General features: G+C 53.2%; 27 protein-coding genes. 10 read left to right on the forward strand and 17 right to left on the reverse strand.

The window, feature by feature from the left end; genetic code table 11:
- Positions 1 to 146 precede the first annotated feature (146 nt).
- Both fliQ and fliR read left to right on the forward strand, forming a co-directional pair.
- Positions 147 to 416, forward strand: a complete 270-nt coding sequence (fliQ, locus tag ACT3RT_RS05285) for a flagellar biosynthesis protein FliQ (protein ID WP_353501907.1) — start codon at positions 147 to 149, stop codon at positions 414 to 416.
- Between the two features lie 2 nt (positions 417 to 418).
- Positions 419 to 1204: a flagellar biosynthetic protein FliR gene (gene fliR, locus ACT3RT_RS05290; protein ID WP_353501906.1), complete on the forward strand. Its 786-nt coding sequence runs from the start codon at positions 419 to 421 to the stop codon at positions 1202 to 1204.
- On the opposite strand, the gene rlmC is transcribed toward fliR, so the two are convergent.
- From rlmC to nfsA, 9 genes are all read right to left on the reverse strand, one after another.
- Positions 1201 to 2328, reverse strand: a complete 1128-nt coding sequence (rlmC, locus tag ACT3RT_RS05295) for a 23S rRNA (uracil(747)-C(5))-methyltransferase RlmC (protein ID WP_353501905.1) — start codon at positions 2326 to 2328, stop codon at positions 1201 to 1203. The two genes, fliR and rlmC, sit on opposite strands and share 4 nt — an antisense overlap.
- A gap of 50 nt (positions 2329 to 2378) precedes the next feature.
- On the reverse strand, positions 2379 to 2840 hold the full coding sequence (locus ACT3RT_RS05300) for a YbjO family protein (RefSeq protein ID WP_353501904.1): 462 nt from the start codon (positions 2838 to 2840) through the stop codon (positions 2379 to 2381).
- A gap of 89 nt (positions 2841 to 2929) precedes the next feature.
- A complete protein-coding gene (gene potI, locus ACT3RT_RS05305) occupies positions 2930 to 3775 on the reverse strand; it encodes a putrescine ABC transporter permease PotI (protein ID WP_034790066.1) in 846 nt (281 codons plus the stop codon).
- Positions 3772 to 4728 carry a putrescine ABC transporter permease PotH gene (potH, locus tag ACT3RT_RS05310; RefSeq protein WP_496200337.1) on the reverse strand — a complete coding sequence of 319 codons (957 nt, stop codon included), beginning with the start codon at positions 4726 to 4728 and terminating at the stop codon, positions 3772 to 3774. Before potH ends, potI begins: the two co-directional genes overlap by 4 nt.
- A gap of 14 nt (positions 4729 to 4742) precedes the next feature.
- Positions 4743 to 5876 (reverse strand): putrescine ABC transporter ATP-binding subunit PotG, encoded by a 1134-nt coding sequence (potG, locus tag ACT3RT_RS05315; RefSeq protein WP_496202612.1) that lies wholly within the window; start codon positions 5874 to 5876, stop codon positions 4743 to 4745.
- 156 nt (positions 5877 to 6032) lie between these two features.
- The gene (gene potF, locus ACT3RT_RS05320; RefSeq protein WP_496202613.1) at positions 6033 to 7142 is read right to left on the reverse strand and encodes a spermidine/putrescine ABC transporter substrate-binding protein PotF; all 1110 of its coding nucleotides are present in this window, start codon (positions 7140 to 7142) and stop codon (positions 6033 to 6035) included.
- 441 nt (positions 7143 to 7583) lie between these two features.
- Positions 7584 to 8066 carry a YbjN domain-containing protein gene (locus ACT3RT_RS05325; RefSeq protein WP_353501900.1) on the reverse strand — a complete coding sequence of 161 codons (483 nt, stop codon included), beginning with the start codon at positions 8064 to 8066 and terminating at the stop codon, positions 7584 to 7586.
- 146 nt (positions 8067 to 8212) lie between these two features.
- Positions 8213 to 9115 (reverse strand): 30S ribosomal protein S6--L-glutamate ligase, encoded by a 903-nt coding sequence (rimK, locus tag ACT3RT_RS05330; protein WP_353501899.1) that lies wholly within the window; start codon positions 9113 to 9115, stop codon positions 8213 to 8215.
- A gap of 27 nt (positions 9116 to 9142) precedes the next feature.
- A complete protein-coding gene (gene nfsA, locus ACT3RT_RS05335; protein WP_496202614.1) occupies positions 9143 to 9865 on the reverse strand; it encodes an oxygen-insensitive NADPH nitroreductase in 723 nt (240 codons plus the stop codon).
- A 318-nt stretch (positions 9866 to 10183) separates the two neighbouring features.
- On the opposite strand from nfsA, the gene ACT3RT_RS05340 reads away from it, so the two are divergent.
- The gene (locus tag ACT3RT_RS05340) at positions 10184 to 10450 is read left to right on the forward strand and encodes a GrxA family glutaredoxin (protein ID WP_034790052.1); all 267 of its coding nucleotides are present in this window, start codon (positions 10184 to 10186) and stop codon (positions 10448 to 10450) included.
- A gap of 76 nt (positions 10451 to 10526) precedes the next feature.
- Here the strand turns inward: ACT3RT_RS05340 and ybjM are convergent, their stop codons facing one another.
- Positions 10527 to 10895 (reverse strand): inner membrane protein YbjM, encoded by a 369-nt coding sequence (gene ybjM, locus ACT3RT_RS05345; protein WP_353501897.1) that lies wholly within the window; start codon positions 10893 to 10895, stop codon positions 10527 to 10529.
- A 306-nt stretch (positions 10896 to 11201) separates the two neighbouring features.
- Between ybjM and ACT3RT_RS05350 the strand changes: the two genes are divergently transcribed.
- Entirely contained in the window at positions 11202 to 12884 is a 1683-nt protein-coding gene (locus ACT3RT_RS05350; protein WP_353501896.1) for an aspartate:alanine antiporter, read from the forward strand.
- Positions 12885 to 13052: 168 nt separating this feature from the next.
- Here the strand turns inward: ACT3RT_RS05350 and ACT3RT_RS05355 are convergent, their stop codons facing one another.
- From ACT3RT_RS05355 to ACT3RT_RS05375, 5 genes are all read right to left on the reverse strand, one after another.
- Positions 13053 to 13283, reverse strand: a complete 231-nt coding sequence (locus ACT3RT_RS05355) for a DUF6434 domain-containing protein (protein WP_353501895.1) — start codon at positions 13281 to 13283, stop codon at positions 13053 to 13055.
- A gap of 107 nt (positions 13284 to 13390) precedes the next feature.
- Positions 13391 to 13567, reverse strand: coding sequence for a hypothetical protein (locus ACT3RT_RS05360; RefSeq protein WP_396130860.1), 177 nt, complete (start codon positions 13565 to 13567; stop codon positions 13391 to 13393).
- 259 nt (positions 13568 to 13826) lie between these two features.
- The gene (locus tag ACT3RT_RS05365) at positions 13827 to 14438 is read right to left on the reverse strand and encodes a class I SAM-dependent DNA methyltransferase (RefSeq protein ID WP_496202615.1); all 612 of its coding nucleotides are present in this window, start codon (positions 14436 to 14438) and stop codon (positions 13827 to 13829) included.
- Positions 14439 to 14457: 19 nt separating this feature from the next.
- Complete coding sequence (locus tag ACT3RT_RS05370) at positions 14458 to 14745, reverse strand: hypothetical protein (protein ID WP_353501892.1); 288 nt, start codon at positions 14743 to 14745, stop codon at positions 14458 to 14460.
- A gap of 13 nt (positions 14746 to 14758) precedes the next feature.
- The gene (locus tag ACT3RT_RS05375; RefSeq protein WP_496202616.1) at positions 14759 to 15271 is read right to left on the reverse strand and encodes a GNAT family N-acetyltransferase; all 513 of its coding nucleotides are present in this window, start codon (positions 15269 to 15271) and stop codon (positions 14759 to 14761) included.
- 79 nt (positions 15272 to 15350) lie between these two features.
- On the opposite strand from ACT3RT_RS05375, the gene ACT3RT_RS05380 reads away from it, so the two are divergent.
- Both ACT3RT_RS05380 and ybjG read left to right on the forward strand, forming a co-directional pair.
- On the forward strand, positions 15351 to 16085 hold the full coding sequence (locus ACT3RT_RS05380; protein WP_496202617.1) for a class I SAM-dependent methyltransferase: 735 nt from the start codon (positions 15351 to 15353) through the stop codon (positions 16083 to 16085).
- A gap of 341 nt (positions 16086 to 16426) precedes the next feature.
- Positions 16427 to 17032, forward strand: coding sequence for an undecaprenyl-diphosphate phosphatase (gene ybjG, locus ACT3RT_RS05385; protein ID WP_485900330.1), 606 nt, complete (start codon positions 16427 to 16429; stop codon positions 17030 to 17032).
- Positions 17033 to 17118: 86 nt separating this feature from the next.
- On the opposite strand, the gene ACT3RT_RS05390 is transcribed toward ybjG, so the two are convergent.
- Positions 17119 to 18330 (reverse strand): serine hydrolase, encoded by a 1212-nt coding sequence (locus tag ACT3RT_RS05390; protein ID WP_353501888.1) that lies wholly within the window; start codon positions 18328 to 18330, stop codon positions 17119 to 17121.
- Between the two features lie 328 nt (positions 18331 to 18658).
- Between ACT3RT_RS05390 and ACT3RT_RS05395 the strand changes: the two genes are divergently transcribed.
- Together ACT3RT_RS05395 and ACT3RT_RS05400 are read left to right on the forward strand one after the other, a co-directional pair.
- The gene (locus tag ACT3RT_RS05395) at positions 18659 to 18997 is read left to right on the forward strand and encodes a GlpM family protein (RefSeq protein WP_486029650.1); all 339 of its coding nucleotides are present in this window, start codon (positions 18659 to 18661) and stop codon (positions 18995 to 18997) included.
- Positions 18998 to 19032: 35 nt separating this feature from the next.
- Positions 19033 to 19653 carry a glutathione S-transferase family protein gene (locus ACT3RT_RS05400; protein ID WP_496202618.1) on the forward strand — a complete coding sequence of 207 codons (621 nt, stop codon included), beginning with the start codon at positions 19033 to 19035 and terminating at the stop codon, positions 19651 to 19653.
- 38 nt (positions 19654 to 19691) lie between these two features.
- Here the strand turns inward: ACT3RT_RS05400 and ACT3RT_RS05405 are convergent, their stop codons facing one another.
- The gene (locus ACT3RT_RS05405) at positions 19692 to 20840 is read right to left on the reverse strand and encodes a PQQ-dependent sugar dehydrogenase (RefSeq protein WP_496202619.1); all 1149 of its coding nucleotides are present in this window, start codon (positions 20838 to 20840) and stop codon (positions 19692 to 19694) included.
- A gap of 225 nt (positions 20841 to 21065) precedes the next feature.
- Between ACT3RT_RS05405 and ACT3RT_RS05410 the strand changes: the two genes are divergently transcribed.
- Both ACT3RT_RS05410 and yicI read left to right on the forward strand, forming a co-directional pair.
- Positions 21066 to 22454: a glycoside-pentoside-hexuronide family transporter gene (locus ACT3RT_RS05410; protein WP_496202620.1), complete on the forward strand. Its 1389-nt coding sequence runs from the start codon at positions 21066 to 21068 to the stop codon at positions 22452 to 22454.
- 56 nt (positions 22455 to 22510) lie between these two features.
- Entirely contained in the window at positions 22511 to 24835 is a 2325-nt protein-coding gene (gene yicI / locus ACT3RT_RS05415) for an alpha-xylosidase (protein WP_496202621.1), read from the forward strand.
- Positions 24836 to 24847: the final 12 nt, after the last annotated feature.

Raw genomic sequence — 24847 nt, forward strand, 5'->3', positions numbered from 1 at the left:
ATGGGTGTCAGCGTCGTAGCCAGTTTGTTCACCGCCAGCGCGCAGAGCCCGCAGCGTACATGAGTACGTGAGGAGCGCGAGCACTGCCGGGGGACAAAATGGCAAGTAAGCTAGCCCAAGCACATTCACATTGGAATACAAAGTAAATGACTCCTGAATCGGTAATGGCGATAGGCAACCAGGCAATGAAAATAGCGCTGGCCGTGGCTGCGCCGCTGCTTTTAGCCGCGTTGGTCACGGGTCTTGTCGTCAGTTTGTTACAGGCGGCGACGCAGATTAACGAACAAACCCTGTCCTTTATTCCGAAGATTCTGGCCGTGGTGGCAACCATCGTTATCGCCGGGCCGTGGATGCTCAATCTGCTGCTGGACTACATGCGCACGCTGTTCACCAGCCTGCCTTACATCATCGGCTAGCCATGGTTTCCTTCGACAGCACCCAGCTTGCCGGATGGCTCAGCATGTACTTCTGGCCACTGCTGCGCATTTTGGCGCTGATCAGCACCGCGCCGGTGACCAGTGAAAAGCAGGTGCCGAAGCGCGTGAAGCTTGGCCTCGGCATGATGATCACCTTCCTGATTGCCCCCAGCCTGCCACCGATTGAGGTGCCGATGTTCTCTAGCGGCGCGCTCTGGCTAGCGGCTCAGCAAATTATTATCGGCAGCGCCCTGGGCTTAACCATGCAGCTGGCCTTTGCCGCCGTACGCATGGCGGGCGAGATCATCGGCCTGCAAATGGGTATCTCCTTTGCTACCTTCTTCGACCCCAGCAACCGCCTTAACTCACCGATTCTGGCACAGATCTTAAACCTGCTGGCGGTACTGCTGTTTTTGAGTTTTGACGGCCATCTGTGGCTGATCTCCCTGCTGGCCGACAGCTTCCAGACCCTGCCTATTCGCTCTCAACCCTTGAATGGCAACGGTTTTATGGCGCTGGCGAAAGGAGGAAGTATGGTCTTCAGCAGCGGCCTGATGCTGGCCCTGCCGATTGTCACCCTGCTGCTGACGCTCAACGTCTGCCTCGGCCTGCTTAACCGCGTCACGCCGCAGCTGTCGGTGTTCGTCATTGGTTTCCCGCTGACGCTAAGTATTGGGATTTTGGCGATAAGCCTGATGATGCCGATGCTCGCGCCGTTCAGCGAGCACCTGTTCAGTGAAACCTTCGATAAGCTGGTGCTTATCCTTGGCCAGATGGCGAACCGCTAACGGCGCGAAAGCAGCGTTAACACTTCGTAGTGCGCGGTGTGCGGGAACATGTCAAACAGCTGCACGCGCGCGACGCGGTAATCCGGCATAGCGGCCAAATCTTTCGCCATGGTCTGAGCATTACAGCTGGAGTAGAGAATAGTTTGCGGGGCCATGCGGCTGAGATAGTCGCACAGTGCCTGACCAATGCCACGACGCGGCGGATTGACCAGCACCAGATCGGGAATGCTCTGCCTGCCGGTGGCAAAACCGGTGGAATCCAGTGCCTGAAATTCCACCTGCTTCAGCCCCAATCTGTCAGCCGACGCTTTGGCGCAGGCAATGGCCTCGGCGCTGATTTCAATTCCGGTCAGCTTCATCTCCGGCGTGGCGCAGTGCAGGCCAAAACCGCCAACGCCGCAGAACAGATCCCACATGCTGCCGACGTTCAGCTCGCGCACCCAGTCGCGCGCCGTGGCGTACAGCGCGGCGGCCACCTGCGGGTTAGTCTGGAAAAAACTTTGCGGGCGGATAAACAGCGGCACCTGGTTAAACTCTTCTTCCAGCGCCTGCTGCTCGGTCAGCGCAATCTCGCGCTCGCCTTCCAGAATCGCCATATGCACCGGCTGAATATTGGCGGAAATCACCTTCAACTGCGGCAACTGCTGCTGTAACCACGGCAGCGCGGCGCGGAGCTGTGCCAGCTTGGCTTCTGAACGCAGCACAAAGCGCAGCATCATACCGCCCTCTTTCTGACTTTCAGTTAGCAGCAGGAATTTCAGCTCGCCGCGTTTACGGGCGACGTTATAGGGGGTTAATCCGGCGCGGGCGATAAAGCTTTTTAGCACGCCAAACACCTCGGGGAAGCTGGCGGGATAAAGTGGGCAGTCGCACAAATCCACCGGAGTGCCGTCGCGATGCAGCATGCCGAGCAGCGGGCGCTCCACGCTGCCGCTCACCACCATTTTGGCTTTATTGCGAAACGCACTTTCCGGCCCGGTGACCGGTTCCAGCCATTCGCCTACCGCCAGGTCGGCCAGCAGCTGACGCAGATCCTGTTGTTTATCGACCAGTTGGCGAGCGTAAGGCTTGTCCAGCCATTGGCAGGAACGGCAGGTCCCGGCGGTATAGAGTGCGCAATGCATGAAAATTGACCGTTATTGAATGAGCGGAGAAAAACGTGGCGCGCAGTGTATCACCGCGCGGCCTGAAAGGCTGCTCTGCGGCGCAGGAAAAACTGACGGCTACTCTGTGGCGCAAACAGCAGCAGGAGCACCACCATGTCGGGGACTTTTTGCATCAAGAGTGCATAGAGAAATTGCCCCTGAGTCTCGGTTTCGAAGCGGAAGATCTTCGGCCCGAACCACTCGAACGACGCCAGCAGCATGTAGCTCACCACCACCGCCTGACAGCCGACAAAGGCCCAGCGCCCCCAGTTGCGCCCGCGCATCATGGCGTAGGACGCATGGCACTCAATCCATACAATCAGCAGGCTGGCGAGCAGGATAAAGCAGTTAACCCACGACTCCGCGCTGGCCTGAACAAAATCCACCACACCCGCCACGCCCATGGCATCGAACAGCAAAATAAACTCTAGGCAGCGCGTGGCGACGATCGCCGACGCGCCAATCATTACGGGTACGGGTATAAATCTCATCTTTCCTTAGATCCCCTGGGTTTTGGGCGTTGCCGCGGCGCTGAGAGCATCAACGCCCATGACTTTGGGTTTATGTATAAGGTTAAAAATTAATGCCGATAAGCGCGCTGCATATCTTTGATTCTCTGCTTCTCCGCCCGCGACATAAACCACCAGGCAATCAGGCCGATGATGCCAACCACCAGCAGGATCAGCGTTGCCAGTGCGTTGATCTCTGGGTTCACCCCCATGCGCACGCTGGCGAACACCAGCATTGGCAAGGTGGTGGAACCCGGCCCGGCCACGAAGCTGGCAATTACCAAGTCGTCGAGGGACAGCGTGAAGGCCAGCAGCCAGCCGGACACCAGCGCTGGAGCAATCATCGGCACCGTGATAATGAAAAACACCTTCAGCGGCGTCGCGCCGAGGTCCATCGCCGCCTCTTCGATAGACCTGTCCAGTTCGCGCAGACGCGCCGCCACCACCACCGCCACGTAGGCGCTACAGAAGGTAACGTGCGCCAGCCAGATGGTGAACATGCCGCGCTCGGCGGGCCAGCCAAAGGCGTGCCCCATCGCCACGAACAGCAGCAGCAGCGCCAGACCGGTGATCACGTCGGGCATCACCAGCGGCGCGGTCAGCATAAAGGCGAAGCCGGTAGAGCCTTTAAAACGGCCAAAACGTACAATCACCACCGCGGCGAGGGTCCCGACGATGACCGCCATAGTGGCCGCCGCCGTGGCGATACTCAGACTCATGCCTACTGCGCTTATCATTGCAGAATCATGGAATAATTGAGTATACCAGCGAGTTGACCAGCCAGCCCAGACCGTAACGAGCTTGGAGCTGTTGAATGAGTAAATAACCAGCATCAACATCGGCGCATACAAAAAGGTGAAGCCAAGCACCAGAATAAGAATTCGCCACGGTGAGCGAACAACCGGCAAATTGTTCATTCTTTGTCTCCCAGCTCTTTGTTTTGGTATTTGTGGAACCAGAGGATTGGCATGATGAGCAGCAGCAACATAATCACCGCCACCGCAGAGGCCACCGGCCAGTCGCGGTTATTGAAGAACTCCTGCCACAAAATTCGGCCAATCATGATGCTGTCCGGCCCACCCAGCAGCTCAGGAATAACGTACTCCCCCACCGCCGGGATAAACACCAGCATCGAGCCAGCTATTATCCCGCCCTTGGTCAGCGGCATAATCACTTTGAAGAAGGTTTTCAGCGGGCGGGCGCCGAGATCCAGCGAGGCCTCCACCAGCGAGTAGTCCAGACGGGTTAACGCGGTGTAAATCGGCAGCACCATAAACGGCAAATAGGAGTAAACGATGCCGATATAGACCGCTAGGTTGGTGTGCAAAATCACCAGCGGCTGGTCGATGACGTGCAGCCACATCAGGAAGTTATTCAGCACCCCGTTATCTTTTAAGATACCCATCCAGGCGTAGACGCGGATCAGGAATGAGGTCCACGACGGCAGAATAACCAGTAACAACAGGATATTGCGCATGGATTTGCTGCTGTGCGCCACCGCCCACGCCAGCGGATAGCCAATCAACAGACAGCAGACCGTGGAAATCGCCGCCACTTCCAGCGATTGCAGATAAGCTTCGATATACAACGGGTCGTCGGTCAGCGAGATGTAATTGCCGAGATTCAGGGCAATATCCAGCATGCCGTCCGAGAAAGTGACTAAATCGGTGTAAGGAGGAATGGCGCGGGCCATCTCCGCCAGGCTGATTTTGAACACGATAAGGAAAGGCAGCAGGAACAGCAGCAGGAACCAGACCAGCGGCAGCAGGATCACCAGCTTGCGGCCGTGCTTTTGCTGCATGCGGCCGATATAGGCTTTTAACCCACCCGGTGGTTTGGCAGGCTCGGGATGCGCGGAAATAAAAGACATGGCTTCAACTCCCCTTAAACGGTCAGCACGACACAGCTGTCGGCTTCCCAGCACAGGCGCACTTCGTCGCCCCAGGTCGGCATGCCTTTGCGGAAGCGATGGCCGTTTTGCAGCTGTGCGGTGATCATCTGTCCACTGTGTAACTTGACGTGGTAGATGGACACATCGCCCAAATAGGCAATGTTGACCACTTCGCCGACGGCGAAGTTACAGCCATCTTCAGGGATCTCTTCGCACAACAGGATTTTCTCCGGCCGCAGCGCCACGAACACCGGCACGCCGTCGACCACCGAGGAGTCAGCATCGACTTTCAGCGGATGCACTAAGCCCGGGCTGCTGATGATCAGCGCCTCGTCCTGACGCTCTTGCAGCACCCCCTCGAAGATATTCACCGAGCCGATAAACTCCGCGCTAAAGCGGCTGGTCGGGTGCTCGTAAATCTCCTCCGGCTCGCCTATTTGCACAAACTTACCGCGATTCATAATGGCGATACGCCCCGCCATGGTCATCGCCTCTTCCTGATCGTGAGTCACCATCACGCAGGTCGCGCCGACGCGTTCGAGGATATCCACCACTTCAAGCTGCATGCGGTCGCGCAGTTTTTTGTCCAGCGCGCCCATAGGCTCATCAAGCAGCAGCAGTTTAGGTCTTTTCGCCAGACTGCGCGCCAAGGCCACGCGCTGGCGCTGCCCGCCGGAGAGCTGGTGCGGCTTACGCTTGGCGAACTCCTCCATATGAACCAGCGTCAGCATCTCGGCCACGCGGCTTTTGATCTCCGCCGACGGCAGCTTGTCCTGTTTCAAACCAAAGGCGATGTTCTGCTCGACGGTCATGTGCGGGAACAGCGCATAAGACTGGAACATCATGTTAATCGGGCGCTGATAAGGCGGCACCTGCGACAGATCGACGCCGTCGAGTACGATTTGTCCCTGCGTTGGGGTTTCAAAGCCCGCCAGCATGCGCAGCAAGGTGGACTTGCCGCAACCAGACGCGCCCAGCAGGGCAAAGATTTCGCCTTTATAGATAGTCAAACTGACGTCATCCACGGCGGCCTGACCATCAAAAGATTTGGTTAAATTGCGGATTTCCAGCAAAGGCGTGAAGCCTTTGTGAGTTTTCGGCTGAGGACGGGGGATTGCATCATTCACTCAGAAACATCTCCGGCAGAAGGCGGTAAAAAGCCGCATAGATTGAGGAACCGAAATAGAAGCAGTGGCTCGGCGCGTTTATTTCGCAGAGCCACTGGGGTAATAATCAATATCATTCAAGTTGCATCATGGCGGCAGCTCGAAGGATGAAGAGTATTATTTGTTGGTTTTCACTTTAGTCCAAGAACGGGTAATAACACGGTCGATTTTCGGGTCCTGAACTTTCAGCGTAAACATTTTGGCGCGCACGGCATCCGATGGGTAAATCCCCGGGTTGTTACGCACGTCGGCATTCACTAGCGGCGTGGCGGCAAGGTTGCCACTGGCGTAGTAAACCGTGTTGCTGATCTGCGCGATCACCTTCGGCTCCATCAGGTAGTTGAGGAACTTATAGGCTTCATCCAGATTTTTTGCATCGGCCGGGATAGCGAACACGTCGAAGAAGGCCAGCGCGCCCTCTTTCGGAATGCTGTACGCCACGTTGACGCCGTTTTTGGCTTCTTTCGCGCGGTTAGAGGCTTGCATCACGTCACCCGCCCAGCCAATTGCCACGCAGATATCGCCGTTGGCCAAGTCATTGATGTACTGAGAAGAGTGGAAGTAGCGAATGCTTGGACGCAGCTTCAACAACAGGTCATTCGCCGCTCCGGTGTAGTCGCTGGCCTTGGTGCTGTTTGGATCAAGGTGCAGGTAGTTCAGCACGGTGGCGTAGATTTCGGCCGGTGCGTCGAGGAAGGAGACGCCGCAGCTTTTAAGCTTCTCGAGGTTTTCAGGCTTCAGCACCAGATCCCAGCTGTCCACCGGCGCATCTTTGCCCAGCACGGCCTTCACTTTATCGACGTTATAGCCAATGCCGGTGGTCGCCCACAGGTAAGGAATGGCGTATTTGTTATCCGGATCGTGCTGCGCGACCATTTTCAGCAGCGCGGGATCGAGGTTTTTGTAGTTTGGCAGTTTGCTCTTATCCAGCGGCTGGAACACCCCTGCCGCCAGTTGGCGCTCAAGGAAGCTCGCCGATGGCACCACCAGGTCGAAGCCAGTGCTGCCCGCCATCAGTTTGCCTTCCAACACTTCGTTGGAATCAAAAACGTCGTATATCACCTTGATGCCGGTTTCCTTCTGGAAATCTGGCACCGTATTCGGCGCGATATAGTCAGACCAGTTGTAGACGTGCAGCGTTTTTTCTTCCGCTGACGCTGTGACGGACGCGGCCATAGCCAGACCGGCGACAACACCCGATAACCACTTTTTACGCAGGGTGAACATCCGTTACTACCTCCAATACAGGGGGAAAAGGAAAATTAAACTTGTATCTCAAATGGATACAAAACCTTTCATAACCAGACCAACCGTTGCGCTTAGATCTGCATAAGCATGCATCGCCAAGCCCAACGCTGCGAGCCGAATAACCATTTGGTTTTACGGTGTAATTAACCTATAGCGCAGAATCAGCAGAATACCCCCTGCGCCCCCTTGGTACTAGGCCGCACGGGCAAAACCACGATTTATCGATTAATTATGCATTTTTGCTCTATGCCCTGTGGCACATAAGCCATTAACAAAGTGAAATGTATGGCAACAATGTGCAAATAACAGAATAACTGTTTGTTAAAGAGTGTAGTGGAAGCGGAAAAAATCACCAAAGCCGCGGGAATTCGCGGCTTATGCGAGAAATTTGCAATGGGGAAGTGTTAAAGCGAGAGAGGATTAATGCAGAATGGGGACATTGAGGTTGGTTAGCGGCTCGCCTTCGTCCGGCTCGCCCACGAACAGCATGTCATTAGCATGGGCTTCGAGGATGATCATCGACATCTGCTCTTCCGCCTGTTGCAGGAAGTGAGCAAACTGCTCCACCGTCACGCCGACGGCAATCGCCAGCGACTGGCAGACAATCAGCTTCGGCAAGTTGTCATCCTGAATGTCGATAAACGCCTTCACCGTCAGCGAACTGGCGTTGATTTGGCTGAGGTCGGCCACAATAGGAATCAGCGCGGTGGGTTTGACTTCTGCCAGCGCGGAAAACAGGATCACGTTATCAACAATGTCCAATTTGGCGTCAAACACGCCATCAAAATTCTGCATATGCGGCAAATGGAGAGCCTGACAGGAATCACACTCGAAAAATGATATCCCCAACTGATCCAGCCAGCGCCGGAGCAACGCCAAATCAGGGACGATGAGCGAATCCATAAAATGCCTCACAAGTTTAAATCAATGAAGTCGACAGCAGAAAAGCGCGCCCTTAAAGGGCGCGAAGGGGACATAGCTTACGGAATTATGTCAGTAAGCGCTATGATCAATACGCGCTTGCTGCACATTAATGCGGGATAAGGCGCTCAGCCGCCGGATTTCAGGCGAAAACCAGGGCGTGCGCGATGCTCAATGTAGTCAATCATCATGCCCGCGATGTCCAAGCCGGTGGTGCTTTCGATCCCTTCTAAGCCAGGCGAAGCGTTAACTTCCATCACTAACGGGCCTCGGTTAGATCGAAGGATATCGACACCGGCGACATCCAGACCCAAGGTTGCCGCCGCTTTCACCGCAATGGCTTTTTCATCGGCGGTGATTTGCACCTTGTTGGCGGTACCGCCGCGATGCAGGTTTGAGCGGAAATCGCCCGGCTTGGCCTGACGCTCAATCGCCCCCACCACTTTCTTGCCCACCACCAGACAGCGAATATCCCTGCCCTCGGCTTCGCGGATGTATTCCTGCACCAATATATGCGCATTCAGCCCGCGGAAGGCATCAATCACGCTCTCCGCCGCCTGACGCGTCTCGGCCAACACCACGCCAATACCCTGTGTTCCCTCCACCAACTTGACCACCAGCGGCGCGCCGCCCACCAAGGCAATCAGGTCAGCGGTATCGTCCGGCATGTTGGCGAAACCGGTGGTCGGCAAATCGATCCCCTCGCGAGCCAGAATCTGCATCGAACGCAGCTTGTCGCGCGCGCGAGTGATGGCGACGGATTCGTTGAGTGGGAAGCTGCCCAACATCTCAAACTGGCGCAGCACCGCCGTACCGTAGAAAGTAATGGCCGAACCAATGCGCGGGATCACTGCGTGATATTTATCCAGCTGGCGGCCGCGATAATGCACGCTAGGCGCCGCCGGATTGATATTCATATAGCAGGACAAGGGGTCGATGATATCGACCGAATGGCCGCGACACTCCGCCGCTTCAAGCAGCCGCTTGCACGAATAGAGACTGCCATCGCGAGAAAGAATAGCTATTTTCATCAGACGCCCCGTCAAGGATGGAGAGTGTTAGCGCGTTGCCCAGCCCTGCTTGTGCAAAGCAGCCAGCATGTGTGGGCGCTGCTCTTTTTTCAGCGTGCGGATAATCAAATCGCTCCAGGTATCGCGACGCGCATTGCTGTCACGCTGCAAGTAATAGGCGGCCAGCTGCTCATCATACTCCGCCAAGGTTTGGGGATTGAGCGGCTGATAGCTGTTTTCGTGCACTAGCATAGATTGCGGCATACGCGGCTTCACCTGATGATCCTGCGCCGGATGGCCGATACACATACCGAACAGCGGCATGACAAACTTCGGCAGCTTCAGCAGGCCAATCACCTCTTCAACCTGATTACGGATACCGCCGATAAACACCCCGCCCAACCCGAGTGACTCCGCCGCCGTCATGGCGTTTTGCGCCAGCAGCGCGGTGTCCACGCAGCCCAGCAGCAGCTGCTCAGCTAACCCTAGCTCGGCCTGCGGATTGATTTGTTGATTGCGATTAAAGTCGGCGCAGAAAACCCAAAATTCGGCGGCGCTGGCGACATATTTCTGCCCGCCGGTGAATTCCACCAGCTTCTCACGCAGCGCGGGATCGGTAATGCGAATGATTGACGAACACTGCAAAAAGCTTGAAGTCGATGCGCCCTGAGCCGCGCTAAGAATGGCTCCGCGCTGCTCATCGGTGATCGGCTGGTCGGTAAAAGAACGAATAGAACGGTGGGAGCGCAGGAGGTCAATCGTGGGGGTCATGGGAAATCCTTGAACGAAAACAAGATAAAAGCCTAATAGCCGACAATCATTGATGCTAGCTCACGGCTTTGCAAGTCCATTAACCCCAAATGCTGTAACAAAACGCAGCGTTTTTTTAGGGCAGAAAAAAGGTGATAAACCCGTTTGTTCGTCGGCCTGATAGGCGCAGTGCATCAAACTGACAGGTAAATCCTACTGTTTTTTGACGTGCGTAACAGGCATAGTACCGACATCAAAAGGTGATGCAGTTAACAAAATAAAAACGCATCACACTTTAACTTATTCATTTTACTGGCATTAAAAAATCAAGGAGTCTCCATGTTTGCAGTGATTTTCGGGCGCCCGGCGTGTCCTTATTGTGTACGTGCAAAAGAGTTGGCTGAAAAACTGACTGAAGAACGTGATGATTTCAATTTCCGTTATGTTGATATCCACGCTGAAGGCATTTCAAAAGCCGATTTGGAAAAAACTGTCGGTAAGCCGGTTGAAACTGTTCCACAAATCTTCATTGACTCCACCCACATTGGTGGTTGCACAGATTTCGAAGCTTACGCTAAAGAACATCTGGCTCTGTTCCAGTCTTAATTTGACTGAGACGTGGCAAAGTCTACACAGCAAAAAGGCGCTCAATGAGCGCCTTTATTTTTTGGCTTATTTCACACTACTCTTTGGTCATATGCAGCACGATGGCCCGAATCAGCAGGTAAAACAGCGCGCCCATCACACACCAGAAAATGGCGCTACCGGCATAAGCCATCTCTTGTACAAAAGTACGCACGCGTACGAAGTAGACAATGCGCAGCAAGTAACACACCGGAATGGCAAGCAGCGCACCGAGAAAGGCATAAAATAGCGCCGACCGCTGCACAAGGTGAGCAGTGATGATGCCGGGAAAAATAAACAGCAGCAGGCCATATTCCGGACCAGGGGTAATGTGGCGAACCACAATCACTTCCGTTTTCAGTAAGACAAAAATCAGCGTGAAAAGCACGCAACAAATGATAGGTCCGACGCGCGAACGCAGATGCATCAGTACTTCCTCCTTAAAGTTTTGCTCATAAGCGACAACAAAATTGAGTCAATTCGTCCCCGCCCCGCAGTTCCCCTGCTAAGCTGCACTGCCTGTGCAACACAAAACATGCTTAAAAGATGCTAACACCCGCTTTTATCTGGCTGAATGAACAATCTATGACTAAAATAACGCGCTAAATTGCGTTGTTTTAGTGATCGTTAATATCCTTAGCCTTAGAATAAACGGTTAAAATATAATGCAATTGAATTTATCCCTTACAACCCCTTATATCAAGAATTTGTTGGTAAACAATAAGTTATCCTTGTGAACATAAACGTCGCTAGTTTGTTAAACGGGAATTACATCCTGTTATTATTTGTAGTTTTAGCGCTCGGGCTTTGTCTGGGAAAAGTACGATTGGGCTCGGTCCAACTCGGAAATTCTATAGGCGTATTAGTCGTTTCCCTGCTTCTCGGCCAACAACATTTCAGCATTAACACTGAGGCGCTCAATCTCGGTTTCATGCTGTTTATTTTTTGCGTCGGGGTTGAAGCGGGTCCGAACTTTTTCTCCATTTTCTTCCGCGACGGTAAAAATTACCTGATGCTGGCGCTGGTGATGGTCGGCACGGCGATGCTCCTCGCGCTGGGACTTGGGCGGCTATTTGGGTGGGACATTGGGCTGACCGCCGGTATGCTGGCTGGCTCTATGACCTCCACGCCGGTTCTGGTGGGGGCGGGAGATACTCTCAGGAACACCCTCGGCGGCAGTAAAATGCTCGGTCCGGAACTGGATAACCTGAGCCTTGGCTATGCCCTGACCTACTTAATCGGCCTGGTGAGCCTGATTTTTGGCGCGCGCTATCTGCCCAAATTACAGCACCAGGACCTGCCAACCAGCGCCCAACAGATCGCCCGCGAGCGTGGCCTCGACACTGACAGCAAGCGCAAGGTTTACCTGCCGGTGATCCGCGCGTATCGCGTGGGTCAAGAGTTGGTGGCATGGGCCGATGGCAAGAACCTGCGCGAGCTGGGTATCTATCGCCAGACGGGCTGCTACATCGAGCGTATTCGCCGTAACGGCATTCTGGCGACGCCTGATGGCGATGCCGTATTGCAAGTGGGCGACGATATTTCGCTGGTTGGCTACCCTGACGCGCACTCGCGCCTTGATCCAAGTTTCCGTAACGGTAAAGAAGTCTTTGACCGCGACCTGCTGGACATGCGCATTGTGACCGAAGAAGTGGTGGTGAAGAACAGCAGCGCGGTGGGCAAACGCCTGAGCCAACTGAACCTGACCGACCACGGCTGCTTCTTAAACCGCGTTATCCGCAGCCAGATAGAGATGCCAATCGACGACAGCATCGTGCTCAACAAGGGCGACGTGTTGCAGGTCAGTGGTGACGCGCGTCGCGTGAAAGCCGTGGCCGATCGCATTGGGTTTATCTCGATTCACAGTCAGGTCACCGACCTGCTGGCCTTCTGCGCCTTCTTTATTCTTGGCCTGATGATTGGCCTAATCACCTTCCAATTTAAGAACTTCAGTTTTGGCGTCGGCAACGCCGCCGGGCTGCTGTTCGCCGGGATAATGCTCGGCTTCTTACGAGCCAACCACCCTACTTTCGGCTATATCCCGCAGGGCGCGTTGAACATGGTGAAGGAGTTCGGCCTGATGGTATTTATGGCCGGAGTAGGCCTGAGTGCCGGTGCGGGGATAAATCAAGGGTTAGGCGCAATTGGTGGCCAGATGCTGATTTCAGGGTTAATCGTCAGTCTGGTGCCGGTGGTTATCTGCTTTATCTTCGGTGCTTACGTGCTGCGCATGAACCGCGCGCTGCTGTTCGGCGCCATCATGGGGGCGCGCACCTGCGCACCGGCCATGGAGATCATCAGCGACACCGCGCGCAGCAACATTCCAGCCCTCGGTTATGCCGGAACCTACGCCATCGCTAACGTATTGCTGACCTTGGCAGGTACCTTGATAGTGATTGTCTGGCCGGGAGGCTGATGTAACCCATTGATTCGCAATGCGCGTTAAAAAAATCAATAATTTTTTTAGATTTTTGCAGCATTGAACGAACTTTGTTCAGGAAAGGCAGTCTTAATTAATGCCACTGCTTTTCTTTGAAGTCCCCACTTTGGAGAGCCCGATAATCCCGCCTGTTTAGGTTCAAGATTATCGGGTTTTTTCTTTTGTACTTCCCTCATCCCGCCTAACCCACTCATCCACCACGTCGCCCAGATTCTTAGCTGCGCCGCTGCGGATCCAAGCCATAAAGTCTCTGTCGAATTTGAAGTTTTCCCCGCACTCCTGAGTGAGAAAACGGCGTACGTTTTGGGTGTTTTTATAGTGGTTATCTATCACCGTGCCGCGGGATAAAGGTGCGCTATGCCAATCGAAGGTCATGCTTTGCTCCGGCCTGAAAATCAGTTGGCTTAGCTTAGTCGTTATCTGAGATTGGACCAATACAAAAGCCCCGATAAACGGGGCTTCTTCAAATACTTTTGGGAAAGTTACAGAGGGAACTTGCCGCCAATGGTACCTAAAATTCCGCCCAAAATCGGGCCGACAATCGGTACTGGCGTCACAATTTGACCCACGTTACCCAGCAAATCACCGATCAATCCACCACCACTTACAGCATCAACTTCGTCCATTGACAATTCGCGCAATTCTTTGTTTTCTTTCATGAATATACCCTTATTGCAGTTGAATGATTAAGCCAGAGCTATTAAATACGGGCTATGTAGGTGAGCGGCTTATGCATGATGCCGGCACCTGATTAAAAATTAGACCATGGTTTAACAAATGCAATGTGTAAGAGGTGCTAGTGAACGGAATAAAAACACATCTGTATGATTTTATTATGAAGATAATTTATATAATTTTTAAAAGCATTAATTTACATAACCATTGGTGATTATTTATTAATGCTCTATGTGTTAGATTTCAGGATTCGCCTGCCTGCGCCAGCCAAATGGTGTGCCCGCCGCATTCTGGGTCTTCAACCACGTTTTTCACTAGGCTGAAGCCATGATCAGCCAACAGTTGGCGGTACTCCTCTGGCGCTAAACTGGCGTGATACAAGGTTTCGCCATTAAATTCGCCAATCGCTTCGCCGTTGGCGGGGCCGCTGGTAAACATCAGGGCCGCGTTGGGTTTGGCGTGCTGCTCAAAGAGGGCAAACATCCCACGCTGATCGTCGCGTTTAAGATGAAAAAAACTGTCCCACGCCAGAATGCCATCAAATTTCTGCCCAAGCGCAAGCTGCCGCATATCGGCCACTTGCCACTGATGGGTGGGAAAACGCTGGCGACAGAGGGAAATCATCGCCTCAGAGGAGTCGACGCCCGTAACTTGATGCCCTTGCTCGACAAAGAACTGAGCTATCGGCTTGCCGGAGCCACAGCCGATGTCCAGAATGTCGGCTACGGCGGGTTGCAGGTTGAGAAAGTGCTCGAGCCAGGGCAACTCGAAAAGCTGTTTGCCGCGAATATCATCCCAATAATCACTGTTACGCTGGTATAAATCGATAATCTTGTCTGCCGAAGGGTGATCCACGGGCGCTCCTGGTGATGGCCTAAATGATACGATTGACGGTCTGAGAAGGCCCGCCGATGCGGCCATCGACCTGATTCCACTCTTCAACGTAAGACTCGTAGGCAAAGACAAAGGCGTTGTGCCCGGTCGAGAACCATCGGTCCGGTTTGCGTTTCCAGCCTGCATAAGGATCGTAGCGCAGGATCTCAAAACCGCGCGGCTGGGAGCGAATAATGTAGGTGTAATGCTCGTAAAGCTCTTCATCCGCGGGGATCTCTTCATTCTCTGCCAGCGTGATAAACAGCCCGCCCAGTTTTACTCTGACCATTGCGCCTTCCTTCTCATCCTAATTCCTTTTTCATTGTCCACAGCGGCGTGATTTGCGTCTGCGTCACATAGGCGGATTCACGATGAATCACCATGCCCTGACGTTGATAAAATGCGATAGCGGCAGTATTGCTTTGCAACACGGTCAACCAAAGTAAGTTCTGCTGGCGGTTTTTTACCTGTTGCTCAACGTGGTTGAACAAAAGCGAGCCCAGCCCCCGGGATTTCGCGCCAGGCTGCAGATAAAGTTTACAAAGCATAGCACCGCGCTGTTCGCTCTCCGGCAGCGGCTGCTGGTCGTGCACTTTGGCAAACCCCAGCAGTCGCCCCTCTTCACAAGCCACCCACCACTGTTGCTGCGGATCACTAAACCCTGCGGTGAGAATCTCAAGGGAGAAGTCACTTTCCAGAAACGCCTCAAGCTCCGCCGGGCTTTGCCACAACGCGCCAAAATAGTGGCGATAAGTTGAAATCCCTAGCTGCCGAAGTGGCTCAATCTCAGCCAGTACCGCCTGTCGAATCTCCAAACGTTTTTCTCCCGGACTTTTTTCACTACACTATGTGGGCCTATACGGCACAGGATAACGTTTTAAAGGAAGCATTAATATGGCTCAAAACATTTATGACGATCAGCAATTTTTCGAGGGTTATTCACAACTTAACCGTTCGATTCATGGTTTAGACGGCGCGCCGGAATGGCCTGCTCTAAAAGCCATGCTGCCCGACGTTCGCGGAGCAAAAGTGATTGACCTCGGCTGTGGTTATGGCTGGTTCTGCCGCCATATGCGCGAACAGGGGGCGGCGCAGGTCTTAGGGTTAGATATTTCTGCAAAGATGCTGGAAAAGGCCCGCAGTATGACGGCTGATTCTGGTATTGAATATCGCCGTGAAGACTTGGATCAGCTGAGATTACCGGCTGAAACATACTCTTTGGCCTACAGTTCTCTGGCGTTGCACTACCTGCAAAACCTCTCAGGGCTGTTTGACCAGGTGTATCAATCTCTGGTTCCGGGCGGGCATTTTGTCTTTTCGGCCGAGCACCCGATTTTCACCGCACCGGCGCAACCGGGTTGGCTAACGACCACCAGCGGGCAGAAAACCTGGCCGATAGACGGCTATCAGCGGGAAGGCGAACGCGTCACAAACTGGTTTGCCGAAGGGGTTGTCAAACAGCATCGCAAACTGGCGACTTACATTAACTTGCTGATTAAGAGTGGATTTATTATCACCCAGCTTGATGAATGGGGTCCTTCTGCCGAGCAATTGGCCAGCACGCCCGCTCTGCAAGAAGAGACCGAACGCCCAATGATGTTCCTGCTCGCCGCGCAAAAACCGCGTTAATCACTCACTGCATTAAAAAACACGCTCTTTCCTACCTCATCACCATTTTCAGACTGTTTAAGTCGGGAGGCTCGTCCTCCCCCGGCTTAAGGATTTCTTAATTTTCACTCCATAAACTGATTTCACTCTGAACCTATACCGTAGCTCAATGAAATTGGGATATTCAGACGATCCCCCTTTACCCAGCGCTTAACTCAAACTAACGTTGAACCGAATTTTGGAATTATGGTCAGTAAGTTACTAGAACATTTTCAGCCGCCTATTTGGCTGACTCCAATGATGATGAGGGTAGTGATTTTGCAGATTCAAAGTGAACAAAAAACCGTGCTGGGGTACCAAGCATGGAGCAATTAAACCATCTTTTATTTACCTGGATTAACGCCACGCCAGACTCCCCGCCCGCGCTGATCAAATTTGCCACTTTTATGGCCAATGACATGATTATGATTGTGCCGATGCTCATTATTGGGCTTTGGCTATGGGGTCACCGCGAACATATCGTTTTACAGCGTACCTTAGTGACAAAAACCGTTATCGCACTGTTGTTCTCAATGAGCTGCGCAAAAACCTTGTCGATGCTATTCCCGCACGCACGTCCGTTCGTTGAAGGCTTTGGCTATAACTTCCTGCATCACGCGCCCGATGATTCCTTCCCTAGCGACCACGGCACCGCGATTTTCACCTTTGCGATTGCTTTCCTGTTCTGGCATCGCCTGTGGTCCGGCGCGCTGTTAATCGTCACCGCCCTCGGCATTGCCTGGTCACGCGTTTACCTCGGGGTACACTGGCCGTTGGATATGCTCGGCGGCCTGTTGGTCGGCATGGTGGGTTGTCTGTTCTCGCAGCTGGTGTGGAACCTGTATGGCGAGCAGATCTCAGCAGGCTTAGACAAGCTCTATCGCTTTAGCTTTGCCCTGCTCATCCGTAAAGGCTGGGTTCGCGAGTAATCTCTTATCGCGACGCGTCACAAGCCACGAAAACAAAAGGCCCGGCATACTCATGCCGGGCCTTTTAATTACAGACAATGATCAAATTATTTGCCGAAAATAGAACCAAACAGGCCGGTGATTTTCATCATCACGAAATCCCAGATACGGCTGAAGAAGCCGCCCTCTTTCACTTCCTGCAACGCCACCAGCGGGCGTGAGTCGATGACTTTGCCGTCGAGGCTAAAATCAACCGTTCCCACCACCTGATTCTTGCTAAGCGGGGCTTCCAACTCTTTGTTGGTCAGATTGAAGCTGGCCTTAAGGTTTTTGAGCTGGCCCTTTGGCATGGTCAAAGATGCGTCTTCCGCCACGCCCAGCGGCACCATTTTCTCCTCGCCGAACCACACGCGCTGGGTGGTGAAAGCATTACCCGCTTTAATCGGCGTCAGCGTTTCAAAGAAACGGAAACCCCAGGTCAGCAGGCTTTCGCTTTCGCTAAAACGAATACGGTCACTTGGCGCGCCCATCACCACGGCAATCAGGCGCATGCCGCTTGGGTCACTGGCCGAAGAAACCAGGTTATAACCCGCGCCGGAGGTATAGCCGGTTTTGATGCCGTCAACGTTGAGACTGCTGCTCCATAACAGACGGTTACGGTTAATCTGGCGAATATGGTTGAAGGTGAATTCCTTTTCTTTGTGCAGCGCGTATTCGTCCGGCGTATCACGGATCAGCGCCTGAGACAGCAGCGCCATGTCTTTCGCCGAGCTGTACTGCCCGTCTGCATCAAGACCGTGGACGGTTTTGAAATGAGTGTTATCTAACTTGAGCTGCTGCGAATAGCGGTTCATCAGGCTGACGAAAGAGTCTTGGCTTCCGGCAATGTAATCAGCCAAGGCAATGCTGGCGTCGTTACCCGATTGAATCACGATCCCTTTGTTCAGCTCGGAAACCGGCACCTTGTCACCCGGCTTGAGGAACATCAGCGAGGAGCCGCGCAGCACCGGGTTGCCGGTCGCCCAGGCATCCTGCCCAACTGAAACCATGTCATCAGGAGTGACTTTGCCAGATTTAATCGCCTGACCCACCACATAGCTGACCATAATTTTGGTCAGGCTGGCCGGGTCAAGACGGGCATCGGGGTTGGACTCAGTCAGCACTTTGCCGCTGTTATAGTCCATTAATACCCAAGATTTCGCGTTAATCTGCGGGGCTACGGGGTTGGTATCTGCTTGTGCAGCAGGAAGCGCTAGCAGCATAACGCCGCCGCCGAGCGCGCATAGGAAGGTCCGTTGGAATTTAGGAGAAATTGTCATAGGTTATCAGCGCTTTTGTCCATGTAACTGAAATTTATCTTATCTTTCAAACAGATTTACGCCTGAAAAGTGAAACGTTCGCCGAGACTAAAACCTACCGTTTTATGCGCGGCGATGAAACCGTTGCAATGTAAAGATTGTTAGAATAGTCGCGATTTTTAAGCTTTGTTGCATTTTGCTGCGCAATATTTATTCTCATCGCGCCTCTTGACCAGATAATGTGACTCGGGCAAGTTTGTGCCACGGCATTGATTATTGACGATAACTATAAAGTGCTTACCCGCAATGGACTCTCAACATAGCGCGGTAATACGATAGGAAATAAAAGATGGGTCTGCTCATAAAAGCGCTGATTGGTGCGCTAATGGTCGTGGCAATAGGCTTATTGTCGAAAACCAAAAACTACTATATCGCAGGATTATTACCTCTATTTCCCACATTTGCGCTGATAGCCCACTATATTGTCGGCACTGAACGCAGCATTGAAGCGTTACGCACTACCATCATCTTCGGGCTGTGGGCCGTGATCCCTTACATGGTCTACCTGATTGCCCTCTATTTCTTCGTCGGCTCAATGAAACTGCCCTATGCCTTGCTCGGCGGCGTTTTGTGCTGGACGGTAGCCGCCTGGCTGTTGATCTCTCTTTGGACGCGTTTTCACAGCTGAGCCGCATTGCTTATTTACTTGTAGGAGTCATCACCATGTTAACGGTCTGGGGTCGTGAAAATTCGACCAATGTGAAGAAAGTGTTGTGGCTGTTGGATGAGCTTGGTGAGCAATATCAGCTGATCAACGCCGGTGGCCAATATGGCAAAAACACCGAAGCCAGTTTTCTGGCACTCAATCCCAATGGCTTAGTCCCTTGCTTGCAGGACGGCGACTTCGTGCTGTGGGAATCCAATGCCATTCTGCGCTATCTGGCGGAGCGCTCCGCGCAGCCTGAGTTCTGGGGGGCAAATGCCCAACAGCGCGCTTCTGCCGATAAATGGCTGGACTGGGCCAGCGGCACGCTGGCGATCCCCTTCAGGCAGGTCTATGTCAGCCTGATCCGCACGCCTGAAGCACAGCGCGATGCGCAGGTTATCGCTACCGGCATGGCGGCTTTTGAGAAGGCCTGGGCCACGCTCGACGAGGTGCTGGCGAAACAAAAATGGTTATCCGGGGAACAGTTTGGCTTGGGGGATATCCCGCTGGGCTGTTTAGCATATGCGTGGTTCAATTTGGATATTGAGCGCCAAAAGCACCCAAACGTTGAGCGCTGGTACCAACAGCTTTCTCAACGCGCGGCGTATCAGCAGCACGTGATGATCGCATTGACTTAATATGCTTCTGGCCGGAGACAGCTCCGGCCATTTTCGCCCTAGGCTCCCGGCGCAACCTTCAGCAACTTGCCATTACTTTCATCGGTCAACACGTAGATATAGCCATCTTCCCCCAGCCGCACCTCGCGAATACGCTCATTACGCTCGCTTAACAGACGCTCTTCCGCGATGATTTTGTTACCCTGTAACGTCAACCTGATCAAAGATTTCCCCGCCAACGCGCCAATAAATAGTGAGTGATCCCACTGCGGGAATTTAGACGCGTTGTAAAACGCCATGCCACTCAGCGCCGGCGATACCGGCCAATAGTAGAGCGGGTCTTCCGCCCCGTTAAGATGGGTTCCTTTGGCCTCGGGTATCGGCTGCCCTGAATAGTTTATGCCGTAGGTGGCCAGCGGCCAGCCGTAGTTTTTGCCTGCTTGCGGCAGATTGACTTCATCCCCGCCGCGCGGTCCGTGCTCTGTCTCCCACAGCGCGTGACTCCAGGGATTAATAGCTAAACCTTGCGCATTGCGATTGCCATAAGTCCAGATTTCCCCCTTGGCCGCTGCCTTATTCACCAAAGGATTATCTTGCGGAATGCCGCCTTCAGGGGTCAGGCGTAGGATTTTACCCTTGAGGCTATCGAGCCGCTGGGCCGACATCCGCTGGTTGTTATCTCCCATCGACATGAAGATATTGCCCTGCGAATCAAAAGCCAGCCTGCCGCCGAGATTAATCCCGCTGCTCAACGCCGGTTGTTGCACAAAGATAGTTTTGAAGTCTTTCAGGCCGCTGCCATCCTCGGCCAGACGCCCGTAGCCCAATGCCGCATTGGCCTGTCCCTTATCTCCCTGCTGCGCGAAGCTGAGATAGACGCGGCGGCTACTGACGAAATCAGGCGCCAGACGGACATCCCACAGCCCAGCCTGCCCTGCAACCCATACTTTAGGTAATCCTGCCAAAGGCTTAGATAAGCCTTCATTAGCCCGCCACAGCCTCAACTGCCCGGAACGCTCGGTGATTAATGCGGCCTGCTGGCCGGGCAAAAATGCCAAAGACCAAGGATGATCCAAGCCCGCTGCCAGCTCTTCAACCTCGGATTTGGCTTCAGGGACCGACTCTGGGGATTTTTCCACGGCAAAGGCGGGAGAGAGGAACAATGCGGCCAGCATGGACAGCGCTGTGGGGCGAAAAAGAGTATTCATCAGATCTCCATTCGATTATTTTTCGTCCGTTAAGAATAGAGCCAAATGCCATAAAGCAGGGCTTCCTCGCAGCAAAACAACGCAACTTTGCAAACCTAAGCCGTTTTTCTGTTGCCCGATCACAAAAATAAATAAACGTAATTTCAGAAGTAAATAACTCAATAGCCCATACCCGCGACAAGGATTAAAACTGCAAGCTCACATTGTTGATATGGACGTCTCGTTATGAGCTCTGAAGTGCGATCGGTTTCTGAGGTTCTTTCGGTAAAAGAAAAAGTGGGATACGGCTTAGGGGACGCGGCTAGCCACATTATTTTTGATAACGTCATGCTCTATATGATGTTTTTCTATACGGACATTTTCGGTATTCCCGCCGGATACGTGGGCACGCTGTTTTTGCTGGCCCGCGCGATGGATGCGATTTCCGACCCTTGCATGGGGTTACTGGCCGACAGAACCCGCACCCGCTGGGGACAATTCCGCCCCTACGTGCTGTTCGGTGCCATACCTTTCGGCATAGTGTGCGTGTTCGCCTACTCTTCTCCCGATCTCAGCATGACCGGAAAAATGGTCTATGCCGCAGTCACTTATACCTTGCTGACGCTGATGTACACGGTGGTTAATATTCCTTATTGCGCCCTTGGTGGCGTTATAACAGCCGATCCGACTCAACGTATTTCGTTGCAGTCCTATCGGTTCGTTTTAGCCACCGCCGGTGGCATGCTGAGCACCGTCTTAATGATGCCGCTGGTGCAATTGATCGGTGGCGAGGATAAGGCGCTCGGTTTTCAAGGCGGGATCGCGGTACTGGCGTTGGTGGCCATTGTTATGCTTGCCATATGCTTTGCGACCACCAAAGAGCGCGTTAGCGATGAAGGTAAACCGACCGGCACGATGCGCGAAGATCTCCGGGATATCTGGCATAACGATCAATGGCGCATTGTCGGCCTGTTGACCATTCTCAACATCATGGCGGTAGCCGTTCGCGGCGGGGCCATGATGTATTACGTCACCTACATTCTGGGCAATCCAGTGCTCTTTGCCTGGTTCCTCGGAGCCTACTCGGTGGGCAACCTCTTCGGCAGCGCGCTGGCTAAACCTCTGACCGATTGGAAGTGTAAGGTCAGCGTCTTCTGGTGGACTAACGCCATTTTAGCAGTACTCAGTGCGGCCATGTTCTTCCTGCCGATTCACGCCAGCGTCACCATGTTTGCCTTCATCTTTGTGATTGGCGTATTCCACCAGTTGGTCACGCCGATTCAGTGGGTAATGATGTCTGACACCGTAGATTACGGTGAATGGAACGACGGTAAGCGCCTGACGGGGATCAGTTTTGCCGGGACGCTGTTTGTATTAAAACTCGGTTTAGCCCTTGCTGGCGCGCTCATCGGCTGGGTGTTGGCCGGTGCGGGATATCAGTCCGGCGCAGCAACCCAAAATGGCGGCACCCTCACCAGCATCATTGCTCTGTTTACTCTGGTTCCCGCCGCCTGTTATCTGCTAAGCGCCATTATCTGTAAACGCTTTTACATCCTGCGCACCCCACTCTTACGCCGCATTTTGGACGAAGTTGCCAGCGGTATTCGCCGTAATCAACGTGAATTTTTCAAGTAAGACATTAATCCACATTTTAAATTGGCTCAGGGTCATGAGAGCAAGGAGAGTGAAAAATGAAAATCAGTGATGGTAACTGGTTAATTCAAGAGGGACTGGTCCTAACCCATCCACTGTATGTGTCGGACGTCCAGTTTTCTGATCAAGAAATGACAGTATATGCCGCGCCGAGAGAAGCCAGTGAGCGAGCCAACCAGCTTGATACGACGCTCTTTACGCTGCGTTTCTTCTCCCCGCAGCATGGCGTCATTGGGGTACGAATTACCCATTTTGATGGCGGTTTGGATCTCGGCCCGCAGTATCCGCTCAACGTCGAAACTCAGCACGACGTCAGGTTCGAAAACGGTGAGGAATATTGCGCGCTGCACAGCGGCGACCTCAGCGTGCGCGTGACCAAAGGCCCGCACTGGTCGCTGGACTTTCTGCGGCACGGCAAGCGCATCACCGGCAGCGTAGCCAAATCCAATGGCTATGTGCAGAACAACCGTGATGGCAAAAACTACATTATGGAGCGTCTGGATTTAGGCGTCGGCGAAACTGTCTATGGTCTGGGAGAACGCTTTACCGCACTGGTAAAGAATGGCCAGACGGTAGAAACCTGGAACCGCGATGGCGGCACAAGTACCGAGCAAGCCTACAAAAACATTCCCTTTTACCTCACTAATCGCGGATATGGCGTGCTGGTGAACCACCCTGAAGCCGTCTCCTTTGAAGTCGCCTCCGAGAAAGTGTCGAAGGTGCAGTTCAGCGTGGAAAGCGAATACCTTGAATACCTGGTCATTGACGGTCCGACGCCCAAAAAAGTGTTAGACCGATATACTCGGCTCACCGGCCGACCAGCACTGCCTCCCGCCTGGTCATTCGGCTTATGGCTGACCACTTCGTTTACCACGAACTATAACGAAGAGACGGTGAATCGCTTTATTGACGGCATGGCTGAGCGTAACTTGCCGCTACACGTTTTCCATTTTGACTGCTTCTGGATGAAAGCCTTCCAATGGTGTGATTTTGAGTGGGATCCGCAAGTGTTCCCGGACCCACAGGGCATGCTCCGCCGGCTTAAAAATAAAGGATTAAAAATCTGCGTATGGATTAATCCCTATATCGGGCAGAAATCTCCTTTGTTTAAAGAAGGCAAAGAACGCGGCTATTTATTAAAACGCCCGGATGGAAGCGTGTGGCAATGGGACAAATGGCAGCCTGGTCAAGCCATTGTTGATTTCACGAATCCACAGGCTTGCACATGGTATGCCGATCATCTAAAACGGCTCATCGACATGGGCGTTGACTGCTTCAAAACTGACTTTGGCGAGCGAATTCCTACGGACGTGGTGTGGCATGACGGCTGTGATCCGCAGAAAATGCACAACCACTATGCGTTTGTTTACAACCAACTGGTCTACGAAACATTACAAGACATGCTGGGCGCGTCGGAAGCCGTGCTTTTTGCGCGTTCAGCCTCGGTAGGAGCGCAGCAATTCCCTGTTCACTGGGGCGGCGACTGTTACGCCACCTATGAATCAATGGCAGAAAGTTTACGCGGAGGGCTATCCATCGGCCTGTCCGGCTTTGGTTTCTGGAGTCATGACGTCGGCGGCTTTGAAAACACGGCTCCTGCACATATCTATAAGCGCTGGTGCGCCTTTGGCCTGCTGTCGAGCCATAGCCGGTTGCATGGCAGTAAGTCTTATCGGGTTCCCTGGGTTTATGATGAAGAGGCCTGCGACGTCTTGCGCCTGTTTACCGAACTCAAATGCAGACTGATGCCCTACCTTTACCCTGCCTCCACTCAGGCAGCAAACAGTGGAACGCCAGTAATGCGCGCCATGATGCTTGAGTTCCCTGAGGATCCGGCCTGTGACTATCTCGATCGCCAATATATGCTCGGCGATGACCTGCTGGTCGCCCCGGTATTTAGTGAACAAGGAGAGGTTGATTTCTATCTGCCTTCGGGCCGCTGGACCCACTTGCTCTCTAACCAAGTGGCAGAAGGTAACCGCTGGCATCACCAGCAGCACGGCTTTGACAGCCTGCCGCTCTATGTGCGGCCTAATACGCTGCTGGCGTTAGGCAGTAATAATCAGAAGCCAGATTATGACTATAGCGTTGCGCCAGAATTCCACCTTTTCGAGCTGGATGAAGGTCACACCGCCGAAAGCAAGCTGACCGATTTGCACGGCAATACGATTTTCACCCTCACGGCGACCCGCTCAGGCGAGCAGATAATCTTTACCGCTGAGGGTGAAGCTACAGACTGGAGTCTCTGTCTGCGTAATGTTCACAAGATTAGCTATGTTGAAAACTTCGCAACCAGCGAAAGTGATAAAGGCATCCTCTTTAAGCCGACAGAAAGTAATGCACCCTTAAGTATAACGCTGTAAAAACCTGCATTA

It is taken from the genome of Ewingella sp. AOP9-I1-14 (genome assembly GCF_052375995.1).
In the GTDB taxonomy this organism is placed as follows: domain Bacteria; phylum Pseudomonadota; class Gammaproteobacteria; order Enterobacterales; family Enterobacteriaceae; genus Ewingella; species Ewingella allii.